The following is a 17240-nucleotide window of genomic DNA, read 5'->3' as shown; positions in this document are numbered from 1 at the left end:
GGATCTACGATGCTTTTCACAAAGACCGATATTCCCGGCGCCACCCTGGTGGAACTGCAGAAATTCGAAGACGAGCGGGGCTTTTTCGCACGCGGCTGGTGTTCGCGGGAATTTGCCGAGCAGGGGCTTCCGGATCATGTCGTGCAGGTGAATATTTCATACAACAGGCACAAGCATACACTGCGCGGCTTCCACTACCAGCTGGCTCCCCATGGCGAGGACAAGATGCTTCGCTGCATCCGGGGCAGCCTGTACGACGTGCTGATCGACCTGCGGCCCGAGTCGCCCACCTATAAGCAGCACCTCACTGTGGAACTTTCCGCGGCGAACCAACGGATGCTGGTGATACCGAAGGGCTGCGCGAACGCCTTTCTCACCATTGAGGACCACACCGAGGCCACGTATCTCGTCTCCGAATTCTATGCACCGGCAGCCGAACGCGGTGTTCGTTGGAACGATTCTGCTTTCGCCGTGAAGTGGCCAGTGGATGAGCCGGCGGTGATCTCAGATAAGGACCGAACTTGGCCGGACTACGCCGAATGACCTTTCTCGGCGACGAACTTGCGGGAGCGCCACAGAGGAGACGCAAATGTTCATCGTCGACAGGGAGTTGGAGTTGCTCCAGGCTGAGGGGCGTCCAATTCGCGTGGGTATGGTGGGGGCCGGTTTCATGGCCCGAGGCATCGCGATGCAGATGCTGCGATATGTTCCGGGCATGGAACTCGTAGCCATTTCCAACAGACACGTGGAAAAGGCGCGAGAGGCCTATGCCGCTGCAGGCGCGGACGATGTGACGGAGGCGACCAGCACCAAAGCGCTTGAGGATCTCGTGGCCCGCGGCCGCCGCGCGATCACGGCGGACCCGATGCACATTTGCGAGGCCGAAGGCATCGACATCGTCGTCGAGGCGACAGGCGCGATCGAGTTCGCTGCCCACGTCACAATGCGCGCGATCCGGCACGGCAAGCATGTCGCCCTGATGAATGCCGAACTCGACGGCACGATCGGCCCAATCCTGAAAGTGTATGCCGACCAGGCAGGCGTGGTCCTCACCAATGTGGAGGGGGATCAGCCGGGCGTCATCATGAACCTCTACCGTTGGGTCAGGGGCCTGGGCATACGTCCCGTGCTTTGCGGGAACATCAAGGGCCTGCACGATCCCTACCGAAATCCGACGACCCAGGAGGGATTTGCCAAGAAGTGGGGGATGAAGGCCCCGATGGTGACCTCCTTCGCGGACGGCACGAAGATCTCATTCGAGAACGCCATCGTCGCCAACGCCACAGGCATGCTGGTGGCCAAGCGCGGCATGTACGGGCCTGTGGTCGAGCCCGGGACCCCGATCCAGGAGGCGGTCGGCTGGTATCCGCTCAATCAGCTCCTCGAGGGGCCGGGGATAGTTGATTATTGTGTCGGCGCCATGCCCAACCCTGGCGTCTTCGTTCTTGGCACCACAGAGAATGCCGTCGAGAAACACTATCTGTCACTCTACAAGATGGGCCCCGGGCCGCTCTACTGTTTCTATTGGCCTTATCATCTGTGTCATTTCGAGGTGCCCTTCACGGTGGCGAGGGCCGCGATCTTCCGCGATGCTGCGATTGCGCCCCTGGGCGCGCCGACCGTTGACGTGGTGGCCGCCGCCAAGCGGGACCTTAGTGCCGGAGAGATCCTCGATGGCCTCGGACATTACATGACCTATGGCCTCTGCGAGAACGCGCCGACGGTGCACGCCGAGCGGCTTGTGCCGATCGGGCTCGCCGAGGGCTGCCGACTGCTGCGCGACGTCAAGCGCGACGAGGTGCTCGGCTATGACGACATCGAGCTTCCGATAGGGCGGCTGTGCGACGGGCTGCGCCGGGCGCAGGATCTTGTCTTCTTCGGCAGCTCTGCCGCGTCACCGCAGCGCGAGGTTCTTACAACCGCTTAGTTAGCGGGATGTTCCGCAGACCGAGCCCGAGGAGGTTCGAGATGGCCGAACCGATGGCGCGAACGCTATCCGACTTCCATTACCTGAAGCATGCCGCCGCGCTTTGCCTCCTCTTTGTGGGTACGACTTTCCTGGCCCTTAACCCGAATTGGATCGACAGGCCCCTCGTAAAGGCCATTAACACCGTAGCGAGCAATCAGCCCTTCGCCAGCCGGCTCGCTTTCGGTGCCGTCTACCCAACAACCGAGGGCGCTATAGTTGTGTCCTTGCTTTGGTATTGCTGGTTCGCCCATGACAGGCCGGAATCGAGGGCAAGGCTGGTGAGCGGCGTCTGCGCAGCTGTCCTCGCGGCGCTCGTCGCGCATTTCCTGCAGGGCACTCTGCCGACGACGCCAAAGCCGATTTTTGACGCCGCACTTGGGCTTCATATCCCGGAGGTTCTGGGCGACGCTGCCGTTCTGCGCTCAGCGCCGTTCGCCGGCAGCCCCGGGTTCCCCAGTGAGCGAGCGGTTCTGTTCGCGGGTTTAGCGATCGCCATTCTTCTCGTTCGCTTCGAACTCGGACTCCTCGCCCTGGCCTGCACCTTGGTGATAGAGCTTGCGCGAGTCTACTTGGGGCTGCATTACCCGACCAATGCTCTGGGTAGCCTCGCCTTGGCCGCGACCCTGGCATGGCTAGCACAAACGCGCCCGAGCCTTGAACTCGGCGCCTTGTTTCTCCGGTGGGAGCGCGGCGCCGCACCAAGCTTCTATCTGTGCAGCTTTCTGGTCTCATACCTTGTTATTGCGTTTCAGGACTTGCGCGAACTTGCCAAAGGGCTTCTCCAGTAGGAACTGGTGTGAAGCCGGCCAGGAAACGTCATCTTGGCCAAGCAACAACAATCATGCTGAAGGGTTCGCAACAGCGGCGAATTACCACAATGCAACGGATCAAAAAATATGCATCCGGCAGCTGGATAAGGCTCCCCATACGGCTTCCACTGGCCCTATTACCTCTGCCATTTCGAGTACCCACTACGTCGCGCGGCCGCTGTTCAAAAAGCCCGATCGCTCCGCTCGGCGAAGCCCAGGGTCAATTTCGTTCGAACCGCGAAGGCCCGCCCTCCCCTGCGTTCAGCTCCGCAACGAACAGGATCACCACTTCTTCGGCTCCGCAAGTAGCCGGCACGCAGCCCTCGGACAGGGGCATCGGCGTAGGGACTCGTGAGCCGGCGATCGCAGCGGGGCGGCTACTTCCTATGCAGCGGGGCGAAGACGTTGGCCGAGTCCAAGGCGACGCTCCCGCAGCATCTGTTACGAACGCCGAGCGATGCGGATTACCTCCTTTTGCTGGAGTGCCTGCCACAATGACACTCTGATCGCGGGAGGGAATTGATGTAAAATTCACAGGGCGATAGCCCCTCCGCGTTAGGCCAGACTGAACCCATCTGGCGCTCTTGTCCATTTTGGACATGGTGAGGACGGCGCAGTCAAGCGGAACAGCTACTACAAATAAGCCAAAGGCACTATTGATGCACAATCCAGATTGGCTCCGGTATTGTAAGCGCGTTGTAAGAGCGGCCTTAGGCTTCGATCATCTTCTCCGGCCCGAATGCTCTGTTCCTACACAAAAACTCGGCTCCGTATATGGAGGTTGGGTGGTTGCGGTCGAGCCTCTTCTAGGTACTCCCTCCCCTATTGTTCTTTCCTTTGGCTTAGGGGACGACATTTCATTTGATCAGGAAATCAGCAAAGTATTCGGCGCAAAGGTCTTTGGGTTTGATCCGACTCCGGCCAGTCTTGACTGGATTGCCGCTCAGGAATTACCCCCCACTGTGCGGATCTACCCCCTGGGAATATCTAATTTCGACGGGGAGCAGACGTTTGCTGTGTCCGAAGGTGATACACGCAGCAATTTTTCCACGAAGATGGTTACAGGCAAGAGCATTGTCTGCAACGTGAGGCGTTACTCTACTATCCTGGATATGCTCGGACTGGCAACTATCGATGTCCTGAAACTCGACGTTGAGGGGGCAGAGCACGACGTCCTTCCAGAGGTGCTTGGATCTGATGTCTTACCGAGACAGATTCTCGTCGAGTTTCACCACTGGTGGCACCGCACTCCGGTGGAACAAACCTACCGAACAGTGGAAGCGATAAAGGGCCAGGGGTACACCCTGTTCCATGTTTCTCCTGCGGGCCACGAATTGTCATTTTTGCTGACGCGATAACAAGCCTTACGAGAACTTTCGACAAGCCGCCGTCGGTGGCGGGGATCGTCGGCAACAAGCGCCCCGACGCCACGCTTGCCAGGTGACCCGAGATGCAGGCTGGACGCGAACGTTTCTCAGCCGGCATGGCCCGCGCCGCACTGGTCAGACGACCCACATGTTCGGCATTGCCGACGGCAGCATGGGCGGCAAGCAGCTCGCGGAGAAGCGGTGGCGCAAGCGCTTGTGAACTGACGGCTCGCGGCAGGGCGGCTACGTCCGACGAGGCTAGCCAAGCAGAAAGGGGACGCACGGGAAGTAGCTGTGACGGGCATTGAGCGGTGGGGATTACCTCCTTTGCTGGCGTGCCTCCCACAATGACACTCTGGTCGAACAAAGCGCTTTCGCCTTTCATTTGAGGAGTGCGGGGGCGGACCGTCGGTCGACGGCGCCACCACAGCCCTCAACGATTGGATGGGGCACGATGACAGATCGCATTGCGCTCATAACTGGTGTGACCGGTCAGGACGGTGCCTACCTTGCCAGACTGCTGCTGGAGAAAGGCTATACTGTCCACGGACTGAAACGCAGATCCTCCTCCTTCAATACCGAACGCATCGACGACATCTACGTCGATCCGCACGAACCGGACGCACGCTTCTTTCTCCACTACGCCGACCTGACCGATGCGACCAATCTCATTCGCATCATTCAGGAGACGCGCCCTACCGAAATCTACAATCTTGCGGCCCAAAGCCATGTCCAGGTAAGCTTCGAGACGCCGGAATATACCGGCAACGCCGATGCCCTTGGCACACTCAGGCTGCTTGAAGCCATACGCATCCTGAAGATGGAAGAGCGGGTGCGCTTCTATCAAGCGTCAACCTCCGAGCTGTTCGGCAAAGTCCAGGAGGTGCCTCAGACGGAGAAGACGCCGTTCTACCCGCGCTCTCCCTATGCGGCGGCCAAACTCTATGCCTATTGGATCACGATCAATTACCGTGAAGCGTACGGAATGTTCGCTTCCAATGGCATACTGTTTAATCATGAAGGCCCCACGCGCGGCGAGACGTTTGTGACCCGCAAGATCACACGTGCGGTTGCAGGTATCGAGCGAGGCTTTCAGTCCACCCTCTATCTTGGAAATCTGGACGCGAAACGCGACTGGGGGCATGCTCGCGACTATGTGGAGGGCATGTGGCGGATTCTTCTGCACGCCGAGCCTGACGACTTCGTCCTCGCCACGGGCGAAACCCATTCGGTGCGCGAGTTCGTGGAACGTGCCTTTCGGGCAGTCGGCCGCGTCATCGTCTGGCAAGGTAAGGGGGTGGACGAGATCGGCCGGGATGGCAAGACAGGAGAGATCCTCGTCCGAGTCGACCCACGCCATTTCCGTCCGACGGACGTCGATCTCCTGATGGGAAATCCGGCGAAAGCCCGCTCAAAGCTCGGCTGGTCGCCTAAGACGACGTTCAGCGACCTCGTGGCGGAAATGGTGGCCGCCGATCTGAAACGTCTGGAGCGAGAGAGCTGGCACATGGACAGTAGCGTCTAGAGAGGGCCACCGGTCATGGACTACACTTATCGGCTCGACGCAAAACGGATATTCGTGGCTGGCCACCGCGGCATGGTCGGCTCGGCTGTGGCGCGGCGATTGGAGGAGGAAAACTGCGAGGTCCTAATGGCTCCGCGCGACGTTCTCGACCTTCGAAATCAGGACGCCGTGCATCGCTGGATGACAGAAACCAGGCCCGACGCCGTGGTCCTTGCAGCCGCAAAGGTCGGCGGGATTCTCGCCAACGATCGCTATCCGGCCGATTTCCTGCTCGACAACTTGCTGATCGAAACGAATGTCATCCACGCCGCGTTCCGGTGTGACGTCGACAGACTGTTGTTCTTGGGCTCATCCTGCATCTACCCGAAGCTGGCGCCACAGCCGATCCGGGAAGACGCGCTTCTCACAGGCCCCTTGGAACCCACCAACGAGTGGTACGCTATCGCCAAGATCGCCGGTCTCAAGCTGTGTCAGGCCTACCGCCGCCAGTACGGTGCCGATTATGTTTCGGCAATGCCCTGTAACCTATACGGTCCAGGCGACAACTTCGACCCGGAGAATAGCCACGTTGTCCCCGCACTCATGCGCAGGACCCACGACGCGAAGATCGGGAGAGAACCGAGCCTGACGATCTGGGGGTCCGGCAGACCGAGACGCGAATTCCTCCACGTGGACGATGCCGCCGACGCCATTGTCCACATGCTCAAGACTTACTCTGCCGACGGCCACCTCAATGTCGGTTCGGGCCAGGATATCTCCATCCTGGACCTCGCAATGCTTATCGCCGACGTCATTGGCTTCACGGGTGAGATCCAGACGGACTCGGCAAAGCCAGACGGGACACCTTGCAAGCTGATGGACGTCAGCAAGCTGTTCGCAACCGGATGGCGACCAAAGTATACGCTTCGTGCAGGCCTGGAGCTGACATATGCCTGGTTCAAGTCGCACACCGAAATTGGCGATCTGCGGCTGAAGGCCGTATAGGCGCCAGGCCAGTGTGCCGGTGTGGCGCGACGCCGGTCTACCGCACAAGACGTAGTGAAGCCGCCGATCACCGGAATCATGCATGGCTCACCGATCATCAGGAGATCGGAACAATCGCACGTGACCGCGGCGGCGGTTATGGCGAAGCGGCGGCGAAGGCGTTGCCGCACGCGATCCAGGTCGCAACAGAGTATCATTGCTGACCGGCGCCATCAGCCGCTTGGCAATGCTCGCGGCCGGCCTGCCGCCGAGCGCCAGCCCCAAATGGTGAACGACACATTCCAGACACGAGGTCCGGCGGGATCTCTCCGCGACAACCCCGTCATCAAACCGTTCGGCAAATATCCGTCGTCGACAGAGCGGTGCACTACAGACGAAGCGTCTTGCGACCACTACCGTCTCGACATCGGCGCCGCGCTTCTGACAGATCGGTACGGATTCATACACACTCCCTCGTCACATAATTTTTGTTGCGAAGTTTTTGGAGCGATTTATTTTGAAATGGTCATCCGCTCTCTGAGAGGCATACGGATGATTGAAAGAGGACAGCGCTTTCGCCTTTGTGAGGTGTCAAATGCCGTTCCTTGGTACAGTCGACCCAGACCAGCTATCTATCATCACCAGAGCGCTTGACGAGCACTGCCAGACCATAGGCATCCCGCCCGACAGTGTGGAGCGCGAGAACCTAGCAAGCCGCGTCCAGGCGCTATTCGGTCAGGGCGTGACGACCTTGGAAGATATGAAGAAGGCGCTAGCCAGCGACAGCGCCTAGGAAGGCTCCACGGGCGTAACTACCCGCCCGACATAGGCGCCGCGTGCGGCGGTTCATGATCTGCCTGCTTTCTGTTGAGCAGGTTCAGCGCCCTATAGTCTCACGAGCCGAGCCTTATCCACAATTCGGGGGCGTTATCCACAAGAGAAACGAAAAGGGAACAAAATGCTTGTGGGAAAAGGCAGCCACAGCAGGCGCGAGTCTTCCGCAATCAGTACATTGAAAAGCGCTGGGTGGGATCTGCAGCTGTCGCCTGACAAGTGATGAGGCTACAGATCCCGAGTACCAGTTGGCGCTACGCCCGCGGGCGGGAGGTAGGCTGTACCCTATCTCCCGTTCGGGGCGCCTACACTTTGGCCCGAAGTTGCAAGTTGTGCAACGCGCACATTTTTAGATCACAAGGATTTTCAAACTCCGACCAACTCCGCCTGGCCGGCGCCTTTCAGGCAACCTCCAGCGGGCGGCGCCAGCTATTTTCCTCCGTTGAAATCGTCAAGCACCGCTGTGAGAGCAACGCTTGCGCGTACTCGTATCGGCGCGCATCCTGTCGATATGAGGAACATGGGTCGGGAAGCGCAATTGTCGATTCAATGGGAGCCGCATGGGCATGCCCGCATTTCGCACGGACTTGTCGGCGGCGAACAGGTTGCGGTCATTGTTAAGCACAAGAACCACACCTACACCAATTCAGGCATCTATTCGGTTCATGTGCTGGGCGCTGAGCTTCGCGATCGGTTCCGAGGAATAAAAGAGGCTCGCGATGCAGGTGACGCCGAGTATGAGCGAAAGCGGCCCGGATGATGCGCTTGAGAGCCGCGGCCGGGCTTGGGTCGAGGCTCAAAAGAGCTGCCGGCGGAATAGAAAGTGGCGGCTAGGTAGGCCCGCCCCAAGCCGGGGCGCAAATGAAGCCGCCTTTAAAGGGAGCGTCGCAGCGGTGGGCTTCACGGTGATTTGGTACGGGAAACAGGGCATCGTTGAAAAGACGCCCTTCGATGCCGAGAAGGGCGCAAGAGATCACGCGCTGGCGACATTCCCTGGAAAGCAGGATCACGGTATCGTAGCAGTGGAAGTACGCAAAGACGACGGCACGGTTGTATTCAGTCAAGCAGGAGGCAGCTAAGTCATTGGGCATTTGCGTTTAGAGGATGCCACTGAATGCGTCGGGTCCGCTGTCGGGGAGACAGCGGACTCAAACTGGGGCCAAGAGGGGACAAGGCCCTTTATGATCCCTATGCGGGGATCATGGTGATAACACCCGGCGGGCACTAACGTTCCGTCGGCTGAAAGATATATCCGGCGGCCGATGTCCTAACTGGGCAAGCGCCTCGGCCGTTGGGGGTGCCTGGCTTTATGCAGCCTTCAGGTTAATCACCCGCATCACTGCGACGACCGTTCCGTTGTTTGTAGCAGCCTCCTTCGTGCTACCCTTGCCGCAGCTCCACACGTCGCCTTCCTTGGCCGTGAATTCCATGTCCCCGGCAGTGACCTGCAGCTCGCCTTCGCTTACGCATCGGAACTCCCCGCAACTCGAATTTGAATCAATATCGCAGAGCTGTTTCCGTTCCGTTAGCTGTTACTGAAATGCCAAGCGGAACATTCGTTCGTACTCGCTGTTCTGTCGGCAGGAGGAACGAACTCTGGCAGCCAAGCCCCGTCCGCGGTAACATGGGACAGAGGGGACATTCTCCAACCCCAGCAAGGGAGGTCCGCCATGAAAGTCAAAGACGCAATGCATAAGGGTGTCGACTGGGTCAGCCCCGAAACCGCTGTAACCGAACTGGCGAAAATGATGCGAGCCCAGGATATCGGGTCGATTCCCATCGGAGAGAACGACCGACTGATCGGAATGGTGACCGACCGCGATATTGTCTGCAAAGGACTGGCGGAGGATGGTTTCGACAGCCGCACCGCAACGGCGCGCGATGTCATGACGGCCGGCATTCACTGCTGCCGCGAAGACGACGATCTGGCCAAGGCCGTACGGCACATGGAAGAACTGAAAATCCGTAGGTTGCCGGTGATCAACAAGAATATGCGGATGGTCGGCATCCTTAGCGTCGGCGACGTCAGTCAGTCGGCACCGACGGAACTGGTGTCCGAATACGTCAAGAAGGTTTCCGCCCATCACCACTGAAGGGCGGCTCGCCTGTGCTGCCGCCGCGCTGGCCACAGCGCGCCGGCAGAAATGTCCCTCATCGAGGAGCGAGGCGGAACAAAAGCCCGCCGGCCGAAGCCAGCGGGAGGGTCTACTGGAGTCGCCAGAGTGTGGGACGTCTGGCAGATTGCAAACGGCCCCGATCCGGCTTTTGTTTCAGTGAACATAACGGGATTCTGCTAGTGCTCTGTCCCCGCGCTAATTGTTTCTGGCATCCCCATGTCGCGAACCCTGATTGTCGTTGGTCTCATCATAGTTGCAGTGGGCCTATTGTGGCCGTGGTTGTCACGGATCGGCCTTGGCCGACTGCCTGGTGACATCGTGATCGAGCGTGAGAACTTCACGTTCTATGTTCCGATCGCCACCGGGATCCTGATCAGCATCGTGCTCTCGATTATTCTGTGGCTGGTCAACCGGTAGCGGGAGAACTCGGGGAAGACAGCCGCCCCCGCTCGGGGTCTTTCTCAGGATCGATGTGCAGGATTATCTTGGCGGCCTCTCGTCACTCCGGATCGGCTGTCGAGCCGCCTTAGAGGCTGATGGCTGAATGAAAAACCTCGCCGCTCCATTCGCGAAGCGGCGAGGCCCCCATCGCCCCAATGCCGGTCCCAACACCCGGCGTAGCTGACCATGCAATCGCGGTGCCAAGGCGTATTGACCCATTACAGGACGCCTACGTGCGCCGGCTTAGGCGGCATCGGCTAAGATTAGTCCGGCGGGAAATCGGGGCAAGCGTGGCACAGTTCTTGCTCCCATAGCTTCAGGCATGCCGGGCGCAAAGACCTGTTCCATATCAACACCGGCGTGTGAGGTTGGGACAATGATGTCGCGCAAGCTTCTGTTCGGCCTTCCCGCAGTGTTCTTGGCCGCGGCCCTAGGGCTGGCCCTCTTGTCGTCCGAGACCTCATGGGGATTTCTGACTGCGACCCAATCCGACTCGGTCTTTTGTTCAAGCGGTCCATCACCCGAGACCGTATCGGCGTCGGCGTCGGCGTCGCGGACTTTGCCATCATGTCCGGCCGTCACAGGGTCATAGGGAGCGCCTCGATGGACGCGAGACTCTGGATGTGGTCGCGCATAGCATTCCTGAAAGGGAAAGATTGGGTCATGGAACATTGGGCTTTGATCACGCGGTTGGCATCAGCCTTTCGCGAATTCGTTGCACCGCGTTACCGGCCAGAGCTCTACTATATGCGCGGCCCGGGGCCGGCCTCCGCCGCGCGGCGCGTGAGCGCGCGCTGAGCGTGTGTTTCGGCTGGCAGATTTCTCCCTACACCAGCGAAGCGTCTTGCCCGTCGTGGCGCCCGCCTGTGACCGAGGCGCGTTTGCCGGTCCCGCCGGCTGATCGAAGCGCGCGAAGTTGCCGGGGCTCGAAGAGTGGCGATAGAGTCAGCGAGCGTCGCGCGTTCCGAGCCTAGGCCATTCCCTCAGTCTCGCTCTCCTCATCAAAGGTATCGGCACCCAGCCGGCCGGCAATGACCAACCAATCTCGCACGATCGTTTGCAACACTTCAGGCCGCGACAGCTTCAACTGCGCTGCCAACAAGTCGATCGCCTCGTCAACCTCGGCTTCCAAGGCAAGGCCCGAGGTGTTCCTCAGCCGCAGGGCTGCGTTCATCAACATGACTTGCAGGTCCGCGCGCGAGACCTCCGAAATATGCGCGGCAGCATCCTCGAGTCTCTCGGCGAACGCCCGGTGGGTCATGGGTCCAACCTATTGTGAAAGCTATTGTGATCGACCTCTCTGCGAAAACAGCTCGGCAGTGATTTCGTCCCTATCCCCACTATGCCTAGCGATCAAAGCCAGCGCTTCCTGGCGGCCATGAGACGTTTAGTTTCGGGAAGTGCAGGATCTTGGCCTGCCACCAGACCTTCTCGATATCGTACTCGCCGACACCTTCGGCCCAGCGTGTCCAGCCGCGACCAGGGCGCTGGGTTAGCTCGGCATCGCGCAAATTACGGAGATCCACTGTGCTTTACGGCGTTGGCCGCGGGCCGGGATGTGGGAGGCCGATCTCACGGTACAAGTTGTCGAGGTCAGTGCCAGGAATGCAGCGCGGCCGGTATTTGTCGAGCAATCTGTTGATGCCGATCGCCTCGGCCTCAGTCCGGTAGAGCATTGCCGACCAAGACGGCCGGCCGTGTCTGGCCTCTAGTTCCTCGGGCGTGAAAGTCTTGTCGCCCCAGTGAATGTGCCGGCGCCAGGCCTCATCCACGTCGTTCGTGCTCAAGGCTGCCGCTACCTCGATCGGCACGACGGCGTCGACCCGGGCGGCACCACGGAAAAGCTCGACGGTGATCCGGCGCAGTTCGGTGGTGGCCGTGTTCACAGCGCGTGCAGCGGGTATTTTCGCGGTGTTTTCAACATGCTTTTCTGCCTCTCTGAGCCCGAGTAGTCGCGCCTCGAGCCTCACTGCCTCGGCAATCAATGTCGCTCGTGCAATCGGGTCAATGCCGCGATCCACAAGGCGTTGCGCCAGGGTTCGGTAGGCTCTGCGCTCGGCGCGGTTCAAGTCATTCGGCGGTTGCGGCAAGGTCACTGGAAATTTTCCCCTGAAGAATCGGAAAATACGTGAATGATCCCGAAGCGGTTCTGGCCCAATTTCGTTTCTTCAAACACCGACGCCCCCCCCTGGTCATCGGCCAACTTCCGCGCGGCGAGCAGCGGAGTGTCTGAACGGCTGGGCTTGTTGACCGGAACGTCAGCGAAATCGGCTGGCATCAGCTTTCGACCGAGCCGCGCCTCGAGGCAGGGGATGCAAAGGAAGTTGCCGTCGGTCTCATTGAACCCGAGCAGTCGATCCTGGGCATGCCGGCGGCTCGCCAAACCTCTGCCCTGATCATGTACCACTGCCATCGGCCCGCATGACGGCAGCCGCGCCGGCCGGTGCACGGCGTGGTGTTGGTCCCGCAGTCGATGCAGGTGGCTGTCATTCGTAGCGGCCCTCTGGCCAGCCCTTTGCGACAGCGTCAAGTCGGACACCGGAACGAAAGGCGGCTCCGCGAATTCTACTGCTAGATAATCGGAATCGTCGCCATGAGGCTCGCGACCCTCCACCTTGAAACTGCGAGATACGGGGACGTTTATCGCGCCGCAAGGCTCGCGCTGCTGAGGCAGCAAATGATGCGGCACATCAAGCGCACGGACGCCTCGGCGCAGAAAGTCGAGCAATATCTGGCCATGTTGGCTGAAGCCAACGCGCTCACGGACCGGCTCGCGCGGCATCAGTAGGGCCGCGCTCATGCGCGCCTTCGCAACATCGGCAAAATGTGCGGCGGATTGTTCGGCTGCTGCATATGGCGCTCGCGCCACATGCGCTTCGCGATGCCTGGTATGGGCGCTGATCACCTTCGCGGTCGGCCGAGCTGCTGCCCATGCGAACAGGTCAAGTTGCGCCGGATCTGGCTTGCGCTTTTTCATGCTGCATCGCTCCGCTGGCCTTGCACTATCGCGGGCGTCAGCCTCCCGGTGGCGAGAAGCGTGCACATCCGTGCCATCGCGTGCGGCCCCAGTTCGTAGTCAGCGAACAGTTTCGAGAATGTCTCGGCCAATTCCTCTTCGCTCGTGGGCGCCGGGAACGGTATGTGCAGGTGATCGTCTTTTGCCGCTGCATATCCATTGGAAGGAACAGCACCTTCCCTGAAAGGTTCTTCTTCCTTCAGAGCTATATCCTGAGGGGGAAGTGAGGGGATATTGCCTGCAGAATTTGCAGGGACGTCACAGTCACCCTGGGCGGCGTGACAAGCGTTTTCTGTCTCTGCAGAATTTGCATGTACAACGCGGGCAAGGCGACGTCTTTCCGTCTGTCGATCCTTCTGGATTTCCTTCAGATATTCGGTGGTGATCACGACGTGCTGGCGCATGTCCTCCAGCCGATCATTCTCGAGCCGGAATATCTTCGTGGTGCCGTAAAGGCCGTCCTGGACGAGGTAGCCGCGCTTAGCGATCCGCGCCCTGCTGTTCACGATTTGCCGTTCCGACAGCCCCGTCATTGCTCTCGCCTTGCTTGTTGAAAGCCAGGCTCGGCGTTCCGGCCAAGACATCACACAGAGGTGAGCCGCAACGACGGCTAGGTCGCTTGGCTGCATCTGAGGATCCGCGTTCACGGTCTCGATCATGTCGAGTTTGAACGACGCCTTGGATGCCCGCTCGACCGGTGACGGCGCCTCGTCAGTCATGCTGCACGAGCCCGCATCAGCGTGACTTGGCGAATGACGACAATCGCTTGATGATTGCTCAGGCCGAAACGGCCACGGAGCGACGGCACGATCGGCCGCTCGACTGTGCGGAAGTTCTCGAAATACCAGGCGGCGGCCTCGTCGACGATAGCGCTCGTCTCATGCTCGGGCGCGGTGAGGTCGATCATTTGCCGCCCTCCTGTAGCCACCGTTCAGCCTCGCCGATGTTCCAGAACGAAATGACCTCGCGATCGCCGTCTTTCCAAAAGGCGATATATGGCAGGAAGATTCGACGGTCGCCGCCGTTTCGAGCCACGAGTCGAAGCCCTGCCTTCCTTGCCGCGGCCTGGAGCGTCTTTAATCGCTGAAGGCGGTCGGCCGGCCAGAACCGTTTGAATGAGGTGCTGATGGTCATGCTGCGCCTCCGCAGTCGTCGTCGTCCTCATCGTCCGACCCGACGTTCATGTCGGATATCCGGCGAGTCATCTCGATCTGCATCAATGCTAAAGCGCGAATGATGGCGATCTGGGTCTCGATGTTGGTCAGCCCATTATGATAGGCGGTGCTCTTGCGCAGATTGCCGACGAGGAAGTCGCTGCCAGGATTCAGCACCTCTCTCAGCCCAGCGTGGATATACGTGGCGGCGTTAGCTGTGCGCCTGTGACTGCAAAGATCGCCTTCAGGGTCTGTTCCGAGGATATAGGCCGGGCGAACGCCTTTGTTGTCGTTGGCGCTCATGCGGCCAGCCCGTCGCGCGCGGCGGCAAGGCGATCGACGGCTGCGGTCAATTCGCTCAGGCGCCAGCGGTTCGTGCCGGGGCCGACCTTGATCGGTTTTGGATAGCGGCCGGCGTTGACGCCTCGCCAGAGCGTCGAGCGGTGGATCGGACTATTTTCGCCTCCGAGCACCTTGCAGGCGGAGGGCTCGTCGACGAGATCGGAAAGTGCAGATTGCTGCATCTCTGTTCCTCGCGTTTCTAGTTGACGCAAGGAACATCGTTAAGTTGCAGTGAGCCGTCACCGTGGACTTTTTCAGTCGGGTCCGAAGGGGTCAAAGTCCACCCGGTCGGACGTCTGCTGCTTTTCAGCCCGCATGCGATCTTCCTCGTCCTCAGCATGAATGGCGGGTCGAATGTGATCATGCACCAGTTGAAGGATCGTCTTCGGAGCCGGCCGTTGATCGCCTAAGGGGATCGACAGGCAGTAGTCGATGAATCGGAGCAGTGGGTTGGTCGGGTTCGGATCGCGGCGAGGAAGGCCCAGCTTTTCGTCGACGATGTCGTGCCAAGCCTGGCAGAAATCGTGGGTCATCTCCTGCAGCTTTGTGGGTAGCCGCGACGACGTTTCCGGCGCTCTCGTCCAGTGGGCATCGTGACGGGCTTCGTCCCACGAACTGAGGTCCAATATCTCGGCCTCTATCTCCTGCCGAACATCCCAAAGGCTTCTCATTTTCCAGTTGTTTGACCTCGCGAAATATTCGCCAGGATCTCCAGCGTCGGGGTTCTCGCCTTCGCCCTGTAGCCAGGCATAGGCGCCGGCTTCGTCTGTGAAAGGACGATAGTCATCGTCATCGTGGAACCGCCATGCTTTGACGATCAACGCTGCAAGGGCCTGATCCACATGCTCTTGAATGCGGAATAGCCTCGCATTCTCGGCGCTGTAGAATTCCTCCCAGCCTTCAAGGAATCGATTGATGGCCAATGTGATCAGGTCGACCAAGGTATCCTGCGCGCGCTGATCGAGTGTCCGAACAAATGTCGCGTGGGAGAGCAATTCCGCTCTATCGAAGGCACGACGAGTGTTCATTGCGCCACCGCCTTTCGCAGAGGCACGATATGGCCCCTACTCTCGACAATGGCGGCGAGCCGATCGGCCCAAAGATCCAGTGCCTCCCGCTTCTCGCGCCCATAGTCATATCGAGCATAAACGCGGCTGGTGATTGAGGCCTTCGTCGCCGACACATGGTTGAGCACGTGGCCGATGACGAAAGGCGAAATGCCGATCTCCTCCATGTGCGTGGCAGCGGTGCGTCGGAGGTCGTGAGGCGTCCAAGGTTCAACGCCCATAATGGTCGGAACGCCTCGCTTGGTGATCTCCTCGCGCTTGACGGCTTTTGGAACAGAAGCGCCCGACACGGCGACGCGCCCGCCTGGAGCGGGAAAGACGAATTGCGGCAGTTGCCTGTCCTTCCGTTCGGCCAGTGCAGTCGCATCAGCCAGTTGCGCTGCGATGATCTCAATTGCCATGTCGGAAAGCGGCACCATGTGCTCACGCTTGTTCTTTGCTCTGGCAGCCGGAATGATCCAGATCCCGCGCGTCAGGTCGAACTCGTCACGGGACATGCCGGCGACTTCGCCGACGCGCTGCCCGGTGACGAGGCAAAGGCGAAGAATGCGCCGGGTTGATTCCCGCATGTCGGCGTCTGGTAGCGCCTTCCACATTGTCTTGATCTCGTCGGCGGACAGAACGCGGTCACGCTCTGTCGTCTCAGTCGGCTTGCGCATTCCCTCGACAAGATTGGTATCGAGGTCGCCGCGTCCCCTCGCCCATCGCACCATCGCGCGGACGTCTTCGAACAAGCGGTTTGCCTCGACATGGGCGCCGCGGTCCTTCACGGCGTCGATGCACTTCGTGATATCGCGCCGGTGCAGGACGGACAATTTTACGTCACCGATTACATCCTTGACGTTCTTGCGAAGCCGGCGGGCGATCTCGTCGCCGCTGCGCTTGGTAGAAGCATGGCGGGCGATGTAGTTATCGACCAGATCGGCTGCGGTTTGCGAGGCCGCCTGCGCCTTCCTGTCGGCCGCAGGGTCGCCGCCCTCGCCGACCTTCGCGCGGGTGTCCCTTGCCTTCTGGCGGGCACCCTTTTCGCTGCCTAGAGGTGTTTCCGGATAGGTGCCGAGCTTCAGCCATTGGCGCTTTGCCGGCGGCCCGTAAACCGCATACCACGACTTGGCGCCACCGGTGGAGACGCGGAGGGCGAGGCCCTTAACAACGGTATCGAAATAGTCGGTCTTTCGGCCGGAAACGGCCCGCGCTGATTGGCAGAACTTGTCGGTGAGTTCGACGGTCGGCATGGCGTCCCCCGAGAAACCGGTTCGCGTGATCTACAGGCTGATCTACACAAAACCATGCGCTTTGTCGATACACATTGCGACAAGCTGCAACGCTGTGCAATGCTACAGCCCATATGGGATAAGGGTTGCTGCCGTTTCAGCCTGTCGCACGGCATTGCAGAGAGATGCTAAGGCAACCCTCTGTTAACCGGTTGGTCGCTGGTTCGAATCCGGCCCGGGGAGCCACCGCCTTTTCTACGATACGGCGCGATCCTGCGCGCAGTGTGCGATGTTTCCTTACGCTTCAATTTGGTTCGCTTCTGCTAAAATGGTTGCAAACAGCAGAGATGCCTATCGAAGTCAGGGTAAGTTAGCGTGGCGCCTTGCCTTCGCCTAGGTCTGCAAAGCCCTCATCGTAAGTT

20 protein-coding genes and 1 pseudogene are annotated in these 17240 nt (G+C 59.8%); 10 read left to right on the top strand and 11 right to left on the bottom strand.

What is annotated here, in order from left to right; all coding sequences use genetic code 11:
- The first annotated feature begins 9 nt into the window (after positions 1-9).
- The 6 genes from rfbC to fcl all read left to right on the top strand — a co-directional run bounded on the left by rfbC (position 10) and on the right by fcl (position 6654).
- Positions 10-543: a dTDP-4-dehydrorhamnose 3,5-epimerase gene (rfbC, locus tag IHQ72_RS19100; protein WP_258116522.1), complete on the top strand. Its 534-nt coding sequence runs from the start codon at positions 10-12 to the stop codon at positions 541-543.
- A 46-nt stretch (positions 544-589) separates the two neighbouring features.
- Positions 590-1927 carry an NAD(P)H-dependent oxidoreductase gene (locus tag IHQ72_RS19095; protein ID WP_258116521.1) on the top strand — a complete coding sequence of 446 codons (1338 nt, stop codon included), beginning with the start codon at positions 590-592 and terminating at the stop codon, positions 1925-1927.
- A 41-nt stretch (positions 1928-1968) separates the two neighbouring features.
- Complete coding sequence (locus tag IHQ72_RS19090; RefSeq protein ID WP_258116520.1) at positions 1969-2757, top strand: phosphatase PAP2 family protein; 789 nt, start codon at positions 1969-1971, stop codon at positions 2755-2757.
- 806 nt (positions 2758-3563) lie between these two features.
- On the top strand, positions 3564-4136 hold the full coding sequence (locus tag IHQ72_RS19085; RefSeq protein ID WP_258116519.1) for an FkbM family methyltransferase: 573 nt from the start codon (positions 3564-3566) through the stop codon (positions 4134-4136).
- A gap of 463 nt (positions 4137-4599) precedes the next feature.
- A complete protein-coding gene (gene gmd, locus IHQ72_RS19075) occupies positions 4600-5670 on the top strand; it encodes a GDP-mannose 4,6-dehydratase (protein WP_258116518.1) in 1071 nt (356 codons plus the stop codon).
- 15 nt (positions 5671-5685) lie between these two features.
- A complete protein-coding gene (fcl, locus tag IHQ72_RS19070; RefSeq protein ID WP_258116517.1) occupies positions 5686-6654 on the top strand; it encodes a GDP-L-fucose synthase in 969 nt (322 codons plus the stop codon).
- A gap of 144 nt (positions 6655-6798) precedes the next feature.
- Here fcl and IHQ72_RS19065 read toward each other — a convergent pair.
- Positions 6799-7068, bottom strand: a pseudogene (locus tag IHQ72_RS19065) (ISL3 family transposase); the annotation flags it as partial.
- 160 nt (positions 7069-7228) lie between these two features.
- Here IHQ72_RS19065 and IHQ72_RS19060 point away from each other — a divergent pair.
- From IHQ72_RS19060 to IHQ72_RS19045, 4 genes are all read left to right on the top strand, one after another.
- Positions 7229-7426 (top strand): hypothetical protein, encoded by a 198-nt coding sequence (locus IHQ72_RS19060; RefSeq protein WP_258116516.1) that lies wholly within the window; start codon positions 7229-7231, stop codon positions 7424-7426.
- A 934-nt stretch (positions 7427-8360) separates the two neighbouring features.
- Positions 8361-8546, top strand: coding sequence for a hypothetical protein (locus tag IHQ72_RS19055; protein WP_258116515.1), 186 nt, complete (start codon positions 8361-8363; stop codon positions 8544-8546).
- A 591-nt stretch (positions 8547-9137) separates the two neighbouring features.
- Positions 9138-9560 carry a CBS domain-containing protein gene (locus IHQ72_RS19050; RefSeq protein WP_258116514.1) on the top strand — a complete coding sequence of 141 codons (423 nt, stop codon included), beginning with the start codon at positions 9138-9140 and terminating at the stop codon, positions 9558-9560.
- 240 nt (positions 9561-9800) lie between these two features.
- A complete protein-coding gene (locus tag IHQ72_RS19045; protein ID WP_135934865.1) occupies positions 9801-10001 on the top strand; it encodes a DUF2905 domain-containing protein in 201 nt (66 codons plus the stop codon).
- 994 nt (positions 10002-10995) lie between these two features.
- Here IHQ72_RS19045 and IHQ72_RS19040 read toward each other — a convergent pair.
- From IHQ72_RS19040 to IHQ72_RS18995, 10 genes are all read right to left on the bottom strand, one after another.
- The gene (locus IHQ72_RS19040) at positions 10996-11286 is read right to left on the bottom strand and encodes a hypothetical protein (RefSeq protein ID WP_258116509.1); all 291 of its coding nucleotides are present in this window, start codon (positions 11284-11286) and stop codon (positions 10996-10998) included.
- Between the two features lie 271 nt (positions 11287-11557).
- Entirely contained in the window at positions 11558-12094 is a 537-nt protein-coding gene (locus tag IHQ72_RS19035) for a hypothetical protein (protein WP_258116505.1), read from the bottom strand.
- A gap of 23 nt (positions 12095-12117) precedes the next feature.
- The gene (locus tag IHQ72_RS19030; protein WP_258116504.1) at positions 12118-13002 is read right to left on the bottom strand and encodes a hypothetical protein; all 885 of its coding nucleotides are present in this window, start codon (positions 13000-13002) and stop codon (positions 12118-12120) included.
- Positions 12999-13760: a hypothetical protein gene (locus IHQ72_RS19025; RefSeq protein WP_258116503.1), complete on the bottom strand. Its 762-nt coding sequence runs from the start codon at positions 13758-13760 to the stop codon at positions 12999-13001. The genes IHQ72_RS19030 and IHQ72_RS19025 overlap by 4 nt, the downstream gene beginning before the upstream one ends.
- On the bottom strand, positions 13757-13948 hold the full coding sequence (locus IHQ72_RS19020) for a hypothetical protein (RefSeq protein WP_258116502.1): 192 nt from the start codon (positions 13946-13948) through the stop codon (positions 13757-13759). The genes IHQ72_RS19025 and IHQ72_RS19020 overlap by 4 nt, the downstream gene beginning before the upstream one ends.
- Positions 13945-14175 (bottom strand): hypothetical protein, encoded by a 231-nt coding sequence (locus IHQ72_RS19015; RefSeq protein ID WP_258116501.1) that lies wholly within the window; start codon positions 14173-14175, stop codon positions 13945-13947. Before IHQ72_RS19015 ends, IHQ72_RS19020 begins: the two co-directional genes overlap by 4 nt.
- A complete protein-coding gene (locus IHQ72_RS19010) occupies positions 14172-14498 on the bottom strand; it encodes a hypothetical protein (protein ID WP_258116500.1) in 327 nt (108 codons plus the stop codon). The genes IHQ72_RS19015 and IHQ72_RS19010 overlap by 4 nt, the downstream gene beginning before the upstream one ends.
- Entirely contained in the window at positions 14495-14719 is a 225-nt protein-coding gene (locus IHQ72_RS19005; protein WP_258116499.1) for a helix-turn-helix transcriptional regulator, read from the bottom strand. The genes IHQ72_RS19010 and IHQ72_RS19005 overlap by 4 nt, the downstream gene beginning before the upstream one ends.
- A gap of 72 nt (positions 14720-14791) precedes the next feature.
- On the bottom strand, positions 14792-15565 hold the full coding sequence (locus IHQ72_RS19000; RefSeq protein WP_258116498.1) for a hypothetical protein: 774 nt from the start codon (positions 15563-15565) through the stop codon (positions 14792-14794).
- Positions 15562-16839 (bottom strand): tyrosine-type recombinase/integrase, encoded by a 1278-nt coding sequence (locus tag IHQ72_RS18995; RefSeq protein ID WP_258116496.1) that lies wholly within the window; start codon positions 16837-16839, stop codon positions 15562-15564. The genes IHQ72_RS19000 and IHQ72_RS18995 overlap by 4 nt, the downstream gene beginning before the upstream one ends.
- Between the last annotated feature and the right edge of the window lie 401 nt (positions 16840-17240).

Origin of the sequence: Mesorhizobium onobrychidis, from assembly GCF_024707545.1 — a bacterium.
Taxonomy (GTDB): Bacteria; Pseudomonadota; Alphaproteobacteria; order Rhizobiales; family Rhizobiaceae; genus Mesorhizobium; species Mesorhizobium onobrychidis.
Note: the sequence above shows the minus strand (reverse complement) of the source record. Positions and strands in the feature narration are given on the sequence as shown.